Raw genomic sequence first — 17,421 nt, forward strand, 5'->3', positions numbered from 1 at the left:
GCGCACGGCGAGGTAAATCCTGAGTTACACCAGGTAGCGTCAGGCGAGTGACCACTTCGATCGTCGGCCAGGGCGCCACACCCGCGCCCCGACGCCCCGGCCGCCCCCGCGCGGACGGTGCGTCGCCCACCGGCCGCGGCACCGAGTCGGACCTCCTGTCCGCGGCCGCCCGCCTCTTCTGCACCGTGGGCTACACGGCCACCTCGACCCGCGCGATCGCCGACGCCGCAGGGGTGCGCCAGGCCTCGATGTACCACTGGTTCGGCACCAAGGCGGCGATCCTCCAGCGGCTGCTGCTCGACTCGGTCGAGCCCTCGCTCGAGTCCGCGCGCCTGCTGCTCGCCCGGCCCGAGGAGCCCGCGGTGCGGCTCTGGGCGCTCGCCCGGCTCGACGTCGAGCTGCTCTGCTCGGGCGAGCTCAACATCGGCGCGCTCTACCTGCTGCCCGAGGTGGCCGGGGACGGGTTCGCGACCTTCCGCGAGCACCGCGAGCAGCTGCGCGCCGCCTACGGCGAGCTGGTCGCCGGGGCGGTCCGGCCCGACGCCGGGCACGACGACGCGGCCGCCGTGGTCCTGACCTTCGTGGAGAGTGTGATCCTGCGGCGCCGCGACGAGCCCGAGCTTGACGCCGCGAAGGCCGGGCAGCGCTACGCGGACCTGGTGCTACGGCTGCTGGGGCTGGACGACGACGACGTCGCCCGGGCTCGCGAGGCGGGCTCGGCACTGGCGGACGAAGCCCGCCCGCCGAAACCTGTCGGCCGACAGAATTAACTCACTCGTTCCACACACGCGACACGGGTGTGACGCGCGGCGAGATGAATAGGTCCTGCTACCGGACCCCATCCATCCGCCGCGCGCCACGCGGTCCTCCTTCGAGGAGCCACCCATGATCATTGCAGGTATCGGCGTGACGGTGCTCGCCGTCGTCGTCATCGGAATAGTCGTCGCCCGAAAGGTCGACGGCGACTCAACCAACTACCTCGTCGCCGGGCGCCGCCTGGGCGTGCCGCTCGTGGGCGCGTCGCTCATGGCGGCCGCCGTCGACTCCAACGCCACCGTCGGCAACACCGACCTGACATCGCTGTTCGGCTTCTGGTCGGGGGCGTCGCTGGCCCTCGGCCTGGCCATCTGCCTGCTGCTGACGGGCCTGTTCCTGGCCAGGCGGCTGAACGGCATGGGCCTGTACACGCTCGCCGACTACTACCGGAACCGCTACGGACGCGGCGTCGAGGTGGCGGCCTCGGTACTGATGATCTTCGCGTTCGCGATCCTCATGGCCGGCAACCTCGTCGCGTGCGGGTTCCTCCTGGAGCACTTCGCCGGGCTGCCGTACTGGGCAGGCGTCGTGATCGCCGTGACCCTCGTGCTGATCTACACAGTGGGCGGCGGCATGTTCTCCGACGCCTACACCGCGGCCGTCCAGATCAGCATCACGTTGGTCGCCACGGCCGCGCTCGTGATCTGGTTCGGCACGACCATCGGCTTCCAGGTGCCCGAGGGGATGGGGCCGTTCGACCTGGAACAGCTCACGTCCACCGACTCCGGCGCGCCGATCAACTGGGCCACGCTGATCTCGCTCGGCATCGGCGACATCGTCGCCATCGACTTCATGCAGCGCGTCTTTTCCGCCCGGACGCCGCAGATCGCGCGGCGCGCCTGCTTCACCGCCGCCGCCGGCACCGCCGCGATCGGCGTCGCGTTCGCGATGGTGGCACTGGGCTCGGCGGCGATCGGCATCGACGCCGCCGACGGGCCGATGCTCTTCACGCTGCTCTCGGACCACGCGCCCGTGTGGCTGGCCGTCCTGGTGCTCTCGGGCATCGTCGCGGCGTCCTTCTCGACCGCCTCCGGCGCGATCCTGGCCACGTCCGCGGTAGCGGTGCGCAACATCATCGGCGTCCGCCGCGTCGCCCCGGCGGACGGCTCGTACGACCCCCTGCTGCGCTGGACCCGCGTCGCGATGCTCCCGATCGTCGTGGTGGGGACCGTGATCGCCCTGACCGTGGCGCAGACCGGCATCCTGCTCACTCTCGCGTTCGACCTGATGCTGGCCTGCCTGGCCGTCCCGTTCCTGCTCGGTGTGTTCTGGAAGCGCGGCGGCACCGCGGCGGCGATCGCCGCGATGACCACCGGCCTCGTGGTGCGGTTCGGCCTGTTCGTGCTCACCCCCACCATCTACGGGGTGCCGAACGACATCGCGTACATCCCCAACGACCTGGTCCCGGCCACGTTCGACGGCTGGCCCACGATCTACGGGGCGATCGTGTCCGTGGTGGCGTACGTGGTGGTGGCGCTGGTGCGCCCGGCCTCCGCGTCGATCGAGCCCGAGCCTGAGCCCGAGCCTGAGGCGGAGCTGGAGCCGGCGGTGGCCTGAGCCGTACTCCGGGTCAGCCGCGCCGGCGGAGCGCTGACCCGGAGGCTCAGCCCCGACCGTCCACGAAAGGACGGGGTGAAACAGAGACGGGCCGGGTCGCGTCAGCCGCGGCGCTCGCGCACGGCCTTCGCCAGCTCGCGCAGGAGGTCCTCGGTCGTGTCCCAGTCCATGCACTTGTCGGTGACCGACTGGCCGTAGGTGAGCTCGGACAGCGGGCCCGGCTGCTGCGCGCCGGCCTCGATGAAGCTCTCCATCATCAGGCCCGTGATCCCGCGCTCGCCGTCCGCGAGGCGGTTGGCGATCTCGTGCACCACGCCGGCCTGGCGCACGTGGTCCTTGCCCGAGTTGCCGTGGCTCGCGTCCACGATCACGCCGTTCACGACGGCGCCGCTCAGCCCGGAGTTGCGGGCCACGCGCAGCGCGGCGGCGACGTCCTCGGCCGAGTAGTTGGGACCGGAGCGTCCGCCGCGCAGGATCACGTGGCAGTCGGGGTTACCGGTGGTCTCGACGGCGGCGGCCCGCCCCTGACCGTCGGCTCCGAAGAAGGTGTGCTCGCTCGCGGCGGTGATGCAGCCGTCGACGGCGGTCTGGACGTCACCGTCGGTCGCGTTCTTGAACCCGACGGGCATCGAGAGGCCGGAGGCGAGCTGCCGGTGCACCTGCGACTCCACGTTGCGGGCCCCGATGGCACCCCAGGTCACGGCGTCGGCGATGTACTGCGGGCTGGTCGGCTCCAGGAACTCGGCCGCGGCGGGCACGCCGGCGTCGAGCACCCCGAGCAGCACCTCGCGGGCCAGGTTCAGGCCGTGCCGCACGTCGTGCGAACCGTCCAGGTGCGGGTCGTTGATCAGACCCTTCCAACCCACGGTGGTGCGCGGCTTCTCGAAGTACACGCGCATGACGACGACGAGGTCGTCGGACAGCTCACGCCGGAGCGTGGCGAGCCGTGCGGCGTAGTCGAGCGCGGCCGCCGGGTCGTGCACCGAGCACGGGCCGACAATCGTCAGCAGGCGGTCGTCCTCGCCGGTCAGGACGTCACGCACCTCGCGGCGGGACGTGGTGACGAGGTCGCTGCGCGCGGTGCCGAGCGGCATCGCCTCAAGCAGGCTGTTGGGGGCCGGCAGCGGGTCGAGGGCGCGAATGCGCAGGTCGGAGGTGCGAGTACCGAGGTCGGAGGCCTCGGTGCTGGGTTCCGCGGGGGTGATGCTCATCGGGATCGGGGCTCCTGGTAGGCGGATCTGGTTCGAGGAACCGGACGGCCCGCCACCGACTCCTGGTCCGGAGCGGCCCGTCTCGGTCAAGACGAAGGGCCTGGACGCGATCTGCGTCCCAGGCCCTGGCTCCGGGTGGAAGGTTGGTCAGGCGTGCGCCCGCCGGGCTCCACCAGGAGCCGACGTAAAGCGCCAATACCAACGAATGTCCACATGAAAAAGGTAGCCCCCGCCCCGCGGGCTGTCCACCGGATCCCGGGATGCGGTTGGTCACTCTCTTGCGTAGCGCACCACGAACGCCCGCAGGATGCGCATGGGCTCGACGATCGGCACGGCGACGCAGCGCTCCCGCACCAGCTCCGCCTCCTCTGGCGGAAAGTAGCCGTAGTCCCGGTAGACGGCGATCCGCTGCACGATGCCCTCGACGTCCAGCTCGGGGTGGAACTGGGTGGCGTACAGGTTCTGCTTGATCCGGAACATCTGCACCGGGCACTCGGCCGACGAGGCGAGCAGCACTGCGCCGTCGGGCAGCTTGCGTACCGCCTCCTTGTGCCCCACGTAGGCCGCGAAGGTCTGCGGCAGGCCCGCGAGCAGCGGGTCCGCCGCCGCGTCCGGCGTGAGCTCGACCTCGATGGGTCCCACCGGCTCCCCGAACGTCCCGTCGATCACCGCGCCCTGGTGCGCGCCCAATGTGCCGACGCCGTAGCAGGCGCCGAGGAACGGGAAGTCGCGGGCGACTATCTGATCGAGCAGCCCCGCGAGCTCCGACTCGACGCGTCGCTGCACCGGGCTCTTCTGCTCCGCGGGGTCGGAGGAGTTGAACGGGCCCCCGCCCACGAGCACACCCGAGTAGTCGTCGAGGTCAACCGCCGGCAGGGGGCCTTGCTCCAGGCGCACCCGGTGGAGCTGCTCCGGTTCCAGGCCCCCGTACCGGCAGAACGCCGCGTACTCGGCGTCCGCAGCGACGTCCTCGGCGCGCGTCGCCACCAGGAGAAACGGCTTCATGACAAGAGGGTAGGTGAGATCAGGTCCAGCGGAAGAGCCGTACGCCGAGGGGGAACAGAACGGCGGTCCACGCGACCAGCACGAGCACCTGCGCGAGCGGAAAACCTTCGTTGCCGAACCAGCCGATCGTCAGCCCCTGGGCCGCCGCACCGAGCGGCAGGTAGAGGCCGATCTGCTCCATCCAGTCGGGCATGATCGGCAGCGGCACCCACACCCCGGAGAACATCAGGGACGGGAAGTAGATCAGCATGCCCAGGCCCGACGCCGTAGTCCCCTTCTCGGCGCGCGCGGCAACGAGCAGCCCGAGGGAGAACATGGCGGTGGTCGAGAGCACGAGGACGAGCAGGACGATCAGCGGGTCGGCCGCGAACGGGACGCCCAGGATCAGCATGCCGCCCACCACCGCTGCGCTGGCCGACACGATCAGCGCCAGCACGTTGATCACCATGTGCGCGCCGATCAGGTTCTGCGGCGGCATCGGCGTGGTCGCAAGCCGCTTCAGGATGCCCTTCTCCCGGAACGTGGCGAACTGCACGGGCATGGTGGTCAGCGCGATCGTCCCGACGGCCAGGGCGATGACCGTGGGCAGGTAGCTGGTGATGCCCGGAGCCTCGTTCCACGGCGGCGGGGCGTCGATCATCGGCTCCTGGAAGCCGGGGATGGCGAGCCCGAGGCCGAGCAGCAGCACGCTCGGGAAGATCAGCGCGAAGAACACGGCGCTCGGCTCCCGCAGCCACACCTTGAGCTCGGTGCCAAGCAGCGTGCCGAATCCACGGGACCTCATGCCGCCACCTCCTCGTTCTCCGTTGCGCGGTACTGGCGGCCGGTAACCTGCACGAACACGTCTTCCAGGGTCCGTTCGACGGTGCGTACGTCGTCTGGCACGAGGTCGGCGGCGGCGAGCGCCTGCACAACGGCGAACAGGACCTTGGCCGTGCCCGTCACCTCGATCTCGTCCCCTGCCTGCACGACGGCGGTGACGTTGTCGTCGGTGGCGGCGAGGGCGGTGAGCAGCTGGGTGGCCCGCCCGCGGGCGCCGGCGTCGGCGAACCGGAGACGGACGCCGCGGTCGTCGTCGAGCCCCGCGATCAGGGCGGACGGCGTTCCCTCGGCGACCACGTAGCCGCCGTCGATCACGACGAGCCGGTCGCAGAGCCGTTCGGCCTCGTCCATGAAGTGGGTGACCAGCAGCACGGTGACCCCGGAGTCCCGGACCCGCTCCACGAGGTCCCAGGTCGCACGCCGGGCGGCCGGGTCGAGGCCCGTGGTCAGCTCGTCGAGGATCGCGACCTGCGGTTTGCCGACCAGCGCGAGCGCGATGGACAGCCGCTGCTTCTGCCCGCCGGACAGCTTGCCGAACTGCTGGTTGCGGTGCGGGGTCAGGTCGAGCAGGTCCAGGAGCTCTTTCGCGTCCGCGCGGCGGGCGTAGAACGAGCCGAAGACGTCGAGCGCCTCGGCGACGGTGATCCTGTCGTGCAGCGCGGCTTCCTGGAGCTGCACGCCGATGTCCTCGCGGACGGAGGTGGGGTCGGCCTGCGGGTCGTGTCCGAGGACGCGGACCGAGCCGCCGTCGGCGTGCCGCAGCCCCGCGAGGCACTCGACGGTGGTGGTCTTGCCGGCCCCGTTGGGGCCGAGGATCCCGAAGATCTCACCGGCCGCGATCTGGAAGGACACGTCGGCTACCGCGTTCTTGGGGGGTGCGCCGCGACCGGCGCCGGGGTAGGTCTTGCGGAGGTGGCTCACCTCCACGACTGGGGAAGTCATGGGTGCTCCTTCTGGGGGTAGGTCGGGTCAGGTGGGACGCACGGGGGCGTTGCGCAGCAGGGCATGAAGCACTACGGCGGCCAGGAGGACGGCAAGCGCCGCTCCGCCGACGCCGAGGAGTGTGGTCATGAGCCCCTCGGACGGGGGCACTTCCGCGTGGTCGATGTCGGGGCGGAGCTCGACGTTGGCGAGGGCGCCCAGCACGCCGGTACGGGTAGCGACGTCGACGAGCGCGGCGGGCAGCAGGAGCGGGATCATCAGGAGCGTGCCCCAGGCCCTGGTTCGCAGGTACCCGGCGGCGACACATGCCCCGACCAGGATGTACGTGGTGATCACGAGGGACTCGGCGACCGCCGTGCCGAGCACGGCCACGGGCGAGTCGAACGGGAGGGCGCCCAGCCTGCGCCAGGTCATCCCGAGCGCCGTGCTCAGCTCGCGCTCGCCCAGCAGGGCGAGCGTGGTCACGACGCCGAAACCCGCGCCGACGACGAGCGAGCCGCGCAGCGTCCCCTCGAACAGGGAGCGGCGGCTGCCGCCGGCCGCCACATGGAGCGCCAGGATCGCGACCGACGCGGCGACGCCGAGCCAGATCACGGGCCAGCGCGACGAGCCGATGGTGGCGTCGAAGGCGCTGATCTCCAGGTCGTTGCCCGTGGCGGCGTTCCCGACGGTGATCGCGACGGCGTACACCGCGTAGACGGCCCAGAACCAGACCCCGACGACGACGCCGGCCCGGCGCAGCCTCCGGTCCACGGCGGCGACGCCGCGCAGGTGTCTGGTCCGGACGTGCTCGGCGCGGCTCATCGCTGTCTCCTCGACGGTCGGTGTTGTCATCGTCATCACCCTCAGACCGCCGGCCGCAGCGGGATCGAGCGCAGCGGCGTGCCGAACAGCCAGCCCGCCAGCGCTACCGTCGCGAGCCCGCCGGCCAGGCCCAGCACGATGCCCAGGGCGCCGCCGGGCAGGTTCTCAGGCCCTACGACCGCGGCCGTGACGCCGGAGTGCATCACCAGGTCGACCAGCGCCGCCGGGACCAGCGCGACGACGACGTACGCCGTGCCCCGCAGCGTGCCGAGGCGGTAGTAGCCGGCCGCGATCGCAGCGCCCACCAGGTAGTAGGTGGCCACGACCAGCGTGTCGGTCACGACCCCCAGCGCGATACCCGCGAAGCCGTCCACCGGCAGCCCGAAAGCACGCGACCAGGACAGGCCGAGCGCACCGAACAGGGCACGCTCACCGACCAGGTAGACCGCGGACACCAGGGCCATCAGCACGCCACCAACCAGGGCGCCGCGCACCGTGCCGATCGCGAACGCCCTGCGTGTGCCGCCCGCGGCGACGTGCAGCCGCAGGTACGTGGCCGGGACGACGATGCCCAGCACCAGCACGAACCAGCGTGAGCTTCCGCCCATCTGCGCGTCGAGCACACCCTCGTCCATCCCGGAGCCGAACCGCACCTGGGCCAGGATGATCGTCACGGCCACGACCGTGAAGATCACCCAGTACCAGACGCCGATCGTGCGGACGACCCGGATCGTGACCCCGGCCGCCCGCCGGACGGCACGCGCATCGGCCTCACGGACCAGGTTCTCCCGGCCGGCGACCGCGGCGACCGCACTGGTGGTCGTGGCACTCATGACTGCACGCTCCGCGGGCCGGTCAGTCGAACGAAGAGGTCCTGTACCGGCACGGAGCCCACCTCGACGCCGGCCCCTCGAGCCGCGGCCAGCTCGTCGTCGTCGAGCGCGCCCTCCAGCGTGACCTGGACGGTCGCGCCGAGCTGCTGGCGGTGCAGCACCCGGCGGCCGGCCGCGATCTGCTCCACGGCGTCCTTCGGCCCGGTGAGGCTGAAACCGCGGGCCCGCATCTCGTCGGCGGGCTCCGCCAGGAGCACCCGGCCGCGGTCGATGACGATGACGTCCTCGAAGAGCCGCTCGACCTCCTCGACCAGGTGGCTGGAGAGCAGGATCGTGCGCGGGTGCTCGGCGTAGTCGGCGAGAAGCTCGTCGTAGAACGCGTACCGCGTGGGTGCGTCCATGCCGAGGTACACCTCGTCGAAGATGGTCAGCGGCGCACGCGTGGCCAGGCCGATGGTGGCCCCGACCGCTGACCGCTTGCCGCGCGACAGCGCCGACGGGTTCTTGCGGACGTCGACCTCGAACAGGTCCAGCAGGCGCTCCGCCGTCTCGGCGCTCCAGTCGGGCCGCATGTCGGCGTAGTACTTGAGCGAGGTGGAGACCTTCTCGTCGTTCATCAGGTCGCCGCTCTCCCGCACGAGCTGGGTGCCCGAGGTGATCCACGGGTTCTCCCACGGATCCTCCTGCGCGCCCTCCGGCCCGACGACGACGGTTCCGCTCGTTGGGCGCGTGAACGCCGCGAGCAGCGAGAGCATCGTCGTCTTGCCCGCGCCGTTGCGGCCGAGCACCCCGGTGATGGCTCCGGGCCGGATAGCGACCGTGGCACCGTCGAGCGCGGTGCTGGCGTCGTCCTTGACCAGGGTGCCGTTGGGCAGCATCCTGCGGCCCTTGCCGAAGCGGACTACGACGTCGTCCAGCCGGGCTCCGAATGGTGCGGTCGTCATGACTCCTCCTCGGTTCTCGTGCCCACGACGTAGGCGATGACCTCGTCGGTGGAGATGCCGAGGATGTCCGCCTGCTGCAGAGCCGGGGCCAGGACCTCCTCGAAGTAGCTCTTGCGGTGTTCGTCCAGGAGACGTTCCCTGGCGCCCGGTGCCACGAACATCCCCAGACCGCGGCGCTTGTAGAGCACGCCCTCGTCGACCAGCCCCGCGAACGCCTTCTGCGCGGTGGCCGGGTTGATGCGGAACGTCGTCGCGAACTGCGTGGTGGACATGACCTGCTCCTCCTCCTTCAGCTCACCGGCGAGCACCTGCGCGCGGATCATCTGCGCGATCTGGAGGTAGATCGGCTCGGGTCCGTCGAACACAGGCTCACCCCCTTCGTTGGTTCGTTACTTGACTAATGAACCATACCAAGGACCGGATGCGCAAGCACTTTGTCGAGACAGAACGAGGGGCGGGGCAGCGTGCGTGATGCGCACACTCCCCCGCCCCTCGTGGCGGACGGCCAGGTCAGGCGTCGTCGGCCGCCTCCAGGGTGGCCAGCTCCGCCAGGTCAGCCGCTATCAGCTCCGCGATCTGGATCGTGTTCAGGGCTGCGCCCTTGCGGAGGTTGTCGTTGCTGACGAACAGGACGAGGCCGCGGCCGTCCGGGACCGACTGGTCCTGCCGGATCCGGCCCACCAGCGACGGGTCGATGCCCGCCGCCGCGAGCGGGGTCGGCACATCCGCGAGCTGGACGCCGGGAGCGTCGGCCAGGAGCTTGCGGGCCTCGTCCGGGGAGATGGGCCGCGCGAACTCCGCGTGGATCGACAGGGAGTGGCCCGTGAACACGGGCACCCGTACGCAGGTGCCGGCCACGGCCAGGTCAGGTAGACCAAGGATCTTGCGGGACTCGTTGCGGAGCTTCTGCTCCTCGTCGGTCTCGCCCGAGCCGTCGTCGACCAGGTTGCCGGCCAGCGGCAGCACGTTGAACGCGATGGGGGCCACATACACCTTGGGATCGGGCAGGTCGACGGCTCCGCCGTCGTGCACCAGGCCTTCCAGGTCCTGCCCGACGGCGGAGCGCGCCTGCCCGGCCAGCTCCGCCACCCCGGCCAGGCCGGAACCGGACACCGCCTGGTACGTGGCCACCTTCAGCCGCTCCAGCCCGGCCGCCTGCGCCAGCGGCGAGAGCACCGGCATCGCGGCCATCGTGGTGCAGTTCGGGTTGGCCACGATGCCCTTGGCCGCCTCCCCGATCGCCTCCGGGTTCACCTCGGACACCACGAGCGGCACCTCGGGGTCGAGCCGCCAGGCCGACGAGTTGTCGACGACGACGGCGCCCGCCTCCGCGAACCGCGGCGCGTGCTCGCGCGACGTGCCACCACCCGCGGAGAAGAGCGCGATGTCGATGTCGGCGAGGTCCTCGACCGGGGTCGCGGCCAGGTCCTCCACCGGGACGTCCACCCCGGCAAACGGCAGCGTGCTGCCCGCCGAACGGGCGGACGCGAAGAACCGCACCGCCGCCACGGGGAACTCCCGTTCCTCCAGCAGACGGCGCAGCACCGCACCCACCTGGCCGGTCGCGCCGACGACGGCTACGTGCACACCGTGCTCTGCGATCTCGACCATGTCAGCGCCCCGTTCCCGCGTAGACGACTGCCTCGCCGTCGACGCCGTCGAGCTCAAAAGCGGTGTGCACGGCGCGCACGGCGTCGTCCAGGGTGTCCGCGCGGGTGACCACCGAGATCCGGATCTCCGACGTGGAGATCATCTCGATGTTGATGCCCGCGTCGCGAAGCGCGCCGAAGAGCCGCGCCGAGACCCCCGGGTGCGACTTCATGCCCGCGCCCACGAGCGACAGCTTGCCGATCTGGTCGTCGAACTGCAGGGAGCTGAAGCCGATCTCGGTCTGCACCGCGGTGAGGGCCGCCATGGTGGCGGGGCCGTCGCCGTCGGGCAGCGTGAACGAGATGTCGGTGAGGCCCGTGGCCGCTGCCGACACGTTCTGCACGATCATGTCGATGTTCGCGCCCGCGCCGGCCACCACCTCGAAGATGCGGGCGGCCATACCGGGGACGTCCGGCACGCCGATCACGGTGATCTTCGACTCGGAACGGTCGTGCGCGACACCGGAGATGATCGGGGCTTCCATGGGGTTCTCCTTCGACTTCTTGTCTGCCGCGACCACGCGTGTTCCGTCGTGGGCGCTGAACGAGCTGCGTACGTGCACCTGCACGTTGTACCGGCGCGCGTACTCGACGCTGCGCAGCGCGAGCACCTTGGCACCGCAGGCCGCGAGCTCCAGCATCTCCTCGTAGGAGACCCGGTCGATCTTCCGGGCGGCGGGGACGATCCGCGGGTCGGCCGTGAACACGCCGTCGACGTCGGTATAGATCTCGCAGACGTCGGCGTCCAGGCCCGCCGCGAGCGCCACCGCGGTGGTGTCGGAGCCGCCGCGACCGAGGGTGGTGACGTCGTTGGTGACCCGGGTGACGCCCTGGAAACCGGCCACGATCGCGACCTGTCCCTTGTTGAGCGTCTCGCGGATGCGGTGCGGCACGACGTCGACGATGCGCGCCCGCCCGTGCACCGCGTCCGTGATGACGCCCGCCTGCTGACCCGTGTAGGACTTGGCCTTCACGCCCAGGTTGGTGATCGCCATCGCCAGGAGCGACATGGAGATGCGCTCGCCTGCGGTCAGGAGGATGTCGAGCTCCCGCTGCGGCGGGAGCGGGGTGATCTGCTGGGCGAGGTCGAGGAGCTCGTCGGTGGTGTCGCCCATGGCGCTCACCACGACCACTACGTCGTTGCCCGCTCGCTTTGCTTCGGCGATCCGCTTGGCGACGCGCTTTACGCTGCGCGCGTCGCTGACCGATGATCCGCCGTACTTCTGCACGACAAGTGCCATGCGCCTGCCTTCCGTTGCCGGCCTCCGTCTGTCTCAACGGCCCGCCGGATGGTTGGGTTTGCGGCTCGATCGTACGCCGGGGCCTGGCCGCTCCCCAGGGCGTTCCGCGGAGTGAGAGTGAGGGTCAGGCGAAGAACACGTCCCAGGCCAGGCGGGCGATCAGGGCGCCGACCACGATCACGAAGACCACGCGGACGAACTTCGAGCCCTTGGCCACCGCCATCCGTGCGCCGATGTAGGCGCCGATCAGGTTGGCGACGCCCAGACCGAGGCCGAGCGTCCAGATGACGGCGCCGCTCGGGACGAAGAAGATGAGCGCGCCCAGGTTGGTCGCGAAGTTGACGATCTTCGCTATGGCCGACGCCGGGAGGAACGAGTACCCGAGGGCGCTCACCAGGCTGATCACCAGGAACGTGCCCGTGCCGGGGCCGAGCAGCCCGTCGTACGCGCCGATGAGCAGGCCGATCACGGCGGCGATCCGCTTGTGCCCGTTGCCGACCCAGCGCAGGTTGTCGTGGCTGCCGACGTTGGGCTTGAGCAGCGTCCAGGTCAGCACACCGACGAGCACCAGAAGGATGATCGGCCTGAAAAGCTGGTCCGGAATGTGTGATGCGCCTATCGCGCCGCCGAACGCGCCGCCCAGGGCGGCGAGCGCCATCCAGCCCGCGGTGCGCAGGTCCGGCTGGACCCGCCGGTAGTAGGTGATGGCGCTGGTGGAGGTGCCCATGATGCTGCCGAGCTTGTTCGTGGCCAGGGCCTGCACGGGGCTGATCCCGGGGACGAGCAGCAGTGCGGGCAGCTGGATCAGGCCTCCGCCGCCGACGACGGCGTCGACCCACCCTGCCGCGAGACCGGCGAGCAGGAGCAGAACGATGGTGAGCAGATCAAGTTCGGGCACTGGTGCATTGTGCTTGAACCGCGCGAGCGTGCTGGCGCCCGCCCGGATGTCGGTGTCGACCCGTAGGGTGATCTCTTGTGTACGAAGGCGCTGTCCAAGACCTGATCGACGAGCTCGGCCGGCTTCCCGGCGTCGGGCCCAAGAGCGCGCAACGCATCGCGTTCCACCTGCTCGCGACCGACAACCATGAGGTCAAGCGGCTGGTCGACGCGCTCACCGAGGTGAAGCTGCGCGTGCGGTTCTGCGACCTCTGCGGCAACGTGGCCGAGGCCGAGCGCTGCCGCATCTGCCTCGACCCGCGGCGTAGCGACGACGTGATCTGTGTGGTGGAGGAGCCCAAGGACGTGGTCGCCATCGAGCGCACCCGGGAGTTCCGCGGTCGGTATCACGTGCTCGGCGGGGCCATCAATCCCATCGAGAACATCGGCCCGGACGACCTGCGCATCAGCGAGCTCCTGGCCCGCCTCGCGGACGGGAGGGTGCAGGAGGTCATCCTCGCTACCGACCCCAACGTCGAGGGAGAGGCCACGGCGACCTATCTTTCCCGACTGATGGGTCACATGGAAATTACTGTCTCGCGGCTGGCCTCGGGTCTCCCCGTTGGGGGAGACTTGGAGTACGCGGACGAGGTGACGCTCGGTCGCGCGTTCGAAGGCCGCCGCGTCGTCGCCAACAACAAGAGCCTCGGCAACAACAAGTAGGTGGGATCACGATGAGTGAGATAGCCCCCGGTTCGGACCTCAGCGAGGTCGCAGACCAGGTGTCCGCACAGGCACGGACGTTCCTGTCGACGGTGACCCAGGTGGCGTCCGGAGGGATGCCGGGAGCGGAGCTGTCGCTGCTGGTCCTCGCGTCGTCCGACCTGCTCGCCGCGGGGGCGCGGCTCGCCGCGATCGTGGATGTGGTGCCGAAGGAGCGCTACGAGCCCGACGCCGGCCCCGACACCGACCTGGACCCGCTGCGCGAGGCCCTGTCCAAGATGTTCGACGGGTTCGACGACTACACCGAGGTAGTGGACCCGGTGCTGGGCGAGGATGTGGGCTCGGCGTCGCTGTCGGGTGACCTCGCGTGTGTCGCCGAAGCGCTGGCCAAGGGCCTGCAGCACTACGACAGCGGCCACGAGGTCGAGGCCCTGTGGTGGTGGCAGTTCTCCTACTTCTCGCTGTGGGGCGAGCGCGCGGCGTCGGCCCTGCGCGTGCTGCAGGTGCTGCTGGCGCACGTACGCCTGGACGTGGAGGACGACGTCGCCGCCGAGGCGGAGTACGACGCCCTCCACTCCTGACCGGACCGACCCGGGTCAGGCGACCCGGGTGCCCTGCGCGAGGTCCCGGGTCGGGACCCGCAGGCGGTTCACCGCGATGACCACGCCGGCCGCACCGAGCAGCAGGTCGAACCCGAGGCCCCAGGGCCACACGAGCTGGTCGGTGACGACCACGGGTTCCACCGGGGACTCGGCGGCGGCGCTGCCGTCACCCATGACGTACCCGCTGCACCAGTCCTGCGGACCGGTGTCGCCCGTCCGGGCGTACCGGACGCCGTACTGCAGCATCGCGAGCATGTTGCCGTCGTCGGCGAGCAGCTCCGGGTCCCCGGTGAGCGGCTGGGCATCAGCCACCACCACGAACGGGTTCGGGGCCAGGAGCCACCAGGTGCGCTCGCTATGCCAGACCTCGATCTCCTGGGTCTGCCACTCGCACTCGGGCGCCGTCGTCTCCTCCCAGGTGTACCCCGGCTCGACGTCCCAGACCCGCACGCTCTCCAGCGTGGAGGTGACCGGCACGAGGAGGCCGAACAGGATCGGCAGCACCGCGGTGATCCCGCCGATGGTGAGGTAGGTCAGCACTGCCGACCCCGACGTCTTGCCCACCAGAGCCGAGAAGCCGAGCCCGATGGCGCAGACGACGCCGAGCACCAGGGCCAGCATGAGCACGGTGGTGAGCAGCGCCAGCCAGTGCACACCGCCGCCGACCAGCGCCCGTGCGAGGAACGGGATGCTCACCACGAGGAATCCGAGCGCCGCGATCCAGGCCGCGGCAAGCTTGCCGAGCACTATCTCCGCGGGCGAGAGCAGCGTGACCTGCAGCGTCGCGAGCGTGCCTGCGTTCCGGTCACCGTTGATGGCCCCCGAGGACAGGGTGGGCGCCACCAGCAGCCCGAGGAATAGCACAAAGCCGACGACGATGCTGTAGACGGTCCCGCCGAACGACGTGTCGGGGCTGCTGCCCGCCAGAAGGCTGAACGCCCCGGTCGTCAGCAGGGTGATCAGGCCGACCATCAGGAACCACACGATCAGCGCGGTCTTCCACCGCGTGGACCGGACCCGCTGCCGCAGCTCCAGCACCGCTACCGTGCGCAGGCCGTGCCAGGACAGGGACCACGCGCCGCGCTCGGCGGGCACACTGCCGGCGGACGGCGCGGGCTCGACGACTTCCACGTCCATGCTCATCGTCGCTCCTCCTCAAGGGCCAGGTAGGCCTGCTCCAGCACTCCGCCCGCGGGGGCGAGGCTGGAGACGTCGATGCCCGCCTCGATCGCGGACCTCAGCAGCGCCGCTGCTGCGGTGTCACCGGTCAGCTCGACAAGCACGCCGGAGCCCTCGGCCTCCTTGCGGTAGGCAGAGCCGTTGTTGTCCAGCCAGGCGGCGAGCGCCTCGGGGTCCAGGCCGGTCAGGCGCCACTCGCGCGGCCGGTCGGCGTCGAGGACCGACTGCGTGGCGACCGTGCGCCCGCGCGAGATGAACACCGCGTCGTCGGCCATCTCGTCGAGCTCGGTGAGCACGTGCGAGGAGACCAGGACGGTCTTGCCCTCGGCCGCGAGCCGACGGACGAGCACCCGCAGGTCCACCCGGGAGCGCGGGTCCAGGCCGGAGGCGGGCTCGTCGAGGAGCAGGACGTCGGGGTCGTGCACCAGGGCGCGGGCCAGCCCGAGGCGCTGCTTCTGACCGCGGGACAGGACGTGCGCAGGCTGGTCGGCGAGCTCGGAGAGGTGCACGAGCTCAAGCAGCTCGCCCGCGCGGGCGGCGCCGGCCGCGGCATCGAGCCGGTACGCGGCCGCGACCGTGGTCAAGACCTCGCGCGCCGTCAGCGAGTCCCACGTGCCGAAGACGTCGGGCATCCAGCCGGTCCGGGAGCGCGTCACGTAGTTCTGGGTCACCGGGTCGGCCCCGGCGATGCGGATCGTGCCCGCGTCGGGCGCCAGCAGCCCCGCAAGCATGAGCAGGAGGGTCGTCTTGCCGGACCCGTTGGGGCCGATGAGGGCGGTGACCCGGCCTGGCGCGGCGACCAGGTCGACGTCGGCCACGGCGTGCACCGGACCGAACGAACGCCGCACGCCCTGGGCGTGAATACCACCGTCTGGTGTCATGCGGGGACAGTAGCGTGCCGCGCGGGCCTGCGCCGTCGCCCCCCGGGATGACGTTTGCTCAGTCCAGCAGCCAGGTCGGGTTGCGGAGGTACGCCTGGGCCACGGCGATCGTCCCGGGCACCTGCGCCGACCAGAGGTCGGGCGGCAGGGCGTCTGCGCGGTGGGTGGTGGTCCAGCCGAGCATCTGCAGGCGGCGCACCATGGACAGGGCGCACCCGAGCTCGACGGCGTCCCGCGCCAGCGGCCGCACCGACGTGTACCCGGCCAGCCACTCCAGGGCCATCGTGGGCGCCTCCGGCGTGTGCTCCAGGAAGGTCAGCGCGGCCGCGAAGTCGTACTGGAACCAGGTGTGGCCGCAGTCGTCGAAGTCGATGACGGTGAGCTGGTCCCCATTGATCATGATGTTCGACGGCCGCAGGTCCGCGTGCACCAGCCCCCAGGCTGCATCGTCGCGCGGGGCCTGGCCGACAACCGCGAGGGCCGCCGCCTGAGCCTCCTCCAGCAGTCCGCGCTCCGCGCCGTCGACCGCGTCCTCCCAGCGTCCCCAGCGCGCCGTCGGCCCGAGCATGTCCGGGACGTCCCAGGAGTGGCGGGCGAACCCTGCCGGCGGGGTCCAGCTCAGGGCGTGCTCGTGCAGCCGGGCGTTGATGGCGCCGATCTCGCGGTAGTACGACGTCGGGTCGACGGCGTCGCCAGCGTCTGCCTCGCTGAAGATGTCCTCCAGGATGCGCCCGGCGACGAAACCGTAGGCCACGCACCACCAGACCGTGCCCGCCTCGTCGGTCAACGCCGCGCAGAACGTGTCTGACCTGGTCCGTAGTGCGTCGGGCACCTGGCAGACGCCGTCCGCGGCGAGCGCCGCCACCCAGGCGACCTCGGACTCGAACGCGTCCGCCCCGGCCAGATACCCAGGGCGAGCGACCCGCACGACGGCGACCGGGACGCCGTCGGCCGTCACCAGGAACGTCGCGTTCTCCGAGACGGTGATGAGGCGCATCGCGACGTCGCCGGTGGCTGATTGTGTGGCCGCCTGTGTGACCGAGCCGAGCGGCCAGGACGCGGCGACGCCGTCGCGGAGCCAGCCGGGCGCCTGGTCCCCGGGGACGAGCGCGTCGAAGGCCGCGAGCGACGCCGACGAGGTGGGCGGCTGCGGACCGGACGCGGACTGCGCTGCGGCAGTGACGGGCATGTCGATGCTCCTCATGACTGGGAGTCAGGGCTGGGAGCGGAGGCGGGCGGCCGCTGCCATGGTGCGTCGCACGTCAGGGGCACACAAGGGGCGCAACGGGAAATTCACGCAAGTCACCGGACGGAAATAACCCGAGCCCGCAGCGCA

Annotated in this window: 18 protein-coding genes; 4 read left to right on the plus strand and 14 right to left on the minus strand. The window is 70.9% G+C overall.

Annotation, left to right across the window (positions count from 1 at the left end):
* The first annotated feature begins 47 nt into the window (after positions 1–47).
* A complete protein-coding gene (locus tag AB1046_RS14690; protein WP_369370048.1) occupies positions 48–770 on the plus strand; it encodes a TetR/AcrR family transcriptional regulator in 723 nt (240 codons plus the stop codon).
* 115 nt (positions 771–885) lie between these two features.
* Positions 886–2,373, plus strand: a complete 1,488-nt coding sequence (locus AB1046_RS14695; protein WP_369370049.1) for a hypothetical protein — start codon at positions 886–888, stop codon at positions 2,371–2,373.
* Between the two features lie 101 nt (positions 2,374–2,474).
* Here the strand turns inward: AB1046_RS14695 and AB1046_RS14700 are convergent, their stop codons facing one another.
* From AB1046_RS14700 to AB1046_RS14750, 11 genes are all read right to left on the minus strand, one after another.
* Positions 2,475–3,584: a 3-deoxy-7-phosphoheptulonate synthase gene (locus AB1046_RS14700; RefSeq protein WP_369370050.1), complete on the minus strand. Its 1,110-nt coding sequence runs from the start codon at positions 3,582–3,584 to the stop codon at positions 2,475–2,477.
* Positions 3,585–3,854: 270 nt separating this feature from the next.
* The gene (locus AB1046_RS14705) at positions 3,855–4,589 is read right to left on the minus strand and encodes a glutamine amidotransferase (protein WP_369370052.1); all 735 of its coding nucleotides are present in this window, start codon (positions 4,587–4,589) and stop codon (positions 3,855–3,857) included.
* Between the two features lie 19 nt (positions 4,590–4,608).
* Entirely contained in the window at positions 4,609–5,373 is a 765-nt protein-coding gene (locus AB1046_RS14710) for an ABC transporter permease (RefSeq protein ID WP_369370054.1), read from the minus strand.
* Positions 5,370–6,353, minus strand: a complete 984-nt coding sequence (locus AB1046_RS14715) for an ABC transporter ATP-binding protein (protein WP_369370056.1) — start codon at positions 6,351–6,353, stop codon at positions 5,370–5,372. The genes AB1046_RS14710 and AB1046_RS14715 overlap by 4 nt, the downstream gene beginning before the upstream one ends.
* Positions 6,354–6,380: 27 nt before the next feature.
* Positions 6,381–7,187 carry a hypothetical protein gene (locus AB1046_RS14720; protein ID WP_369370057.1) on the minus strand — a complete coding sequence of 269 codons (807 nt, stop codon included), beginning with the start codon at positions 7,185–7,187 and terminating at the stop codon, positions 6,381–6,383.
* Positions 7,188–7,198: 11 nt separating this feature from the next.
* Entirely contained in the window at positions 7,199–7,990 is a 792-nt protein-coding gene (locus tag AB1046_RS14725) for a hypothetical protein (RefSeq protein ID WP_369370058.1), read from the minus strand.
* Positions 7,987–8,934: an ATP-binding cassette domain-containing protein gene (locus AB1046_RS14730; RefSeq protein ID WP_369370059.1), complete on the minus strand. Its 948-nt coding sequence runs from the start codon at positions 8,932–8,934 to the stop codon at positions 7,987–7,989. The genes AB1046_RS14725 and AB1046_RS14730 overlap by 4 nt, the downstream gene beginning before the upstream one ends.
* Entirely contained in the window at positions 8,931–9,299 is a 369-nt protein-coding gene (locus AB1046_RS14735) for a GntR family transcriptional regulator (RefSeq protein ID WP_369370060.1), read from the minus strand. The genes AB1046_RS14730 and AB1046_RS14735 overlap by 4 nt, the downstream gene beginning before the upstream one ends.
* A 145-nt stretch (positions 9,300–9,444) precedes the next feature.
* Positions 9,445–10,545, minus strand: a complete 1,101-nt coding sequence (locus AB1046_RS14740) for an aspartate-semialdehyde dehydrogenase (RefSeq protein ID WP_369370061.1) — start codon at positions 10,543–10,545, stop codon at positions 9,445–9,447.
* Position 10,546: 1 nt separating this feature from the next.
* Positions 10,547–11,824, minus strand: coding sequence for an aspartate kinase (locus AB1046_RS14745; RefSeq protein WP_369370062.1), 1,278 nt, complete (start codon positions 11,822–11,824; stop codon positions 10,547–10,549).
* A 124-nt stretch (positions 11,825–11,948) separates the two neighbouring features.
* A complete protein-coding gene (locus AB1046_RS14750; protein WP_369370063.1) occupies positions 11,949–12,722 on the minus strand; it encodes a TSUP family transporter in 774 nt (257 codons plus the stop codon).
* 77 nt (positions 12,723–12,799) lie between these two features.
* On the opposite strand from AB1046_RS14750, the gene recR reads away from it, so the two are divergent.
* Both recR and AB1046_RS14760 read left to right on the plus strand, forming a co-directional pair.
* Positions 12,800–13,423 (plus strand): recombination mediator RecR, encoded by a 624-nt coding sequence (gene recR, locus AB1046_RS14755; RefSeq protein ID WP_369370064.1) that lies wholly within the window; start codon positions 12,800–12,802, stop codon positions 13,421–13,423.
* Between the two features lie 11 nt (positions 13,424–13,434).
* On the plus strand, positions 13,435–14,004 hold the full coding sequence (locus AB1046_RS14760) for a DUF5063 domain-containing protein (RefSeq protein ID WP_369370065.1): 570 nt from the start codon (positions 13,435–13,437) through the stop codon (positions 14,002–14,004).
* A gap of 15 nt (positions 14,005–14,019) precedes the next feature.
* Here the strand turns inward: AB1046_RS14760 and AB1046_RS14765 are convergent, their stop codons facing one another.
* Genes AB1046_RS14765 through AB1046_RS14775 form a run of 3 tightly spaced genes read right to left on the minus strand, consistent with a single transcriptional unit; the run spans position 14,020 to position 17,274 of the window.
* The gene (locus AB1046_RS14765; protein WP_369370066.1) at positions 14,020–15,168 is read right to left on the minus strand and encodes an ABC transporter permease; all 1,149 of its coding nucleotides are present in this window, start codon (positions 15,166–15,168) and stop codon (positions 14,020–14,022) included.
* Positions 15,165–16,085 (minus strand): ABC transporter ATP-binding protein, encoded by a 921-nt coding sequence (locus AB1046_RS14770; RefSeq protein WP_369370067.1) that lies wholly within the window; start codon positions 16,083–16,085, stop codon positions 15,165–15,167. Before AB1046_RS14770 ends, AB1046_RS14765 begins: the two co-directional genes overlap by 4 nt.
* Positions 16,086–16,143: 58 nt before the next feature.
* Positions 16,144–17,274 (minus strand): phosphotransferase enzyme family protein, encoded by a 1,131-nt coding sequence (locus AB1046_RS14775; protein WP_369370068.1) that lies wholly within the window; start codon positions 17,272–17,274, stop codon positions 16,144–16,146.
* Between the last annotated feature and the right edge of the window lie 147 nt (positions 17,275–17,421).

The organism is Promicromonospora sp. Populi, assembly GCF_041081105.1.
Taxonomy (GTDB): Bacteria; Actinomycetota; Actinomycetes; order Actinomycetales; family Cellulomonadaceae; genus Promicromonospora.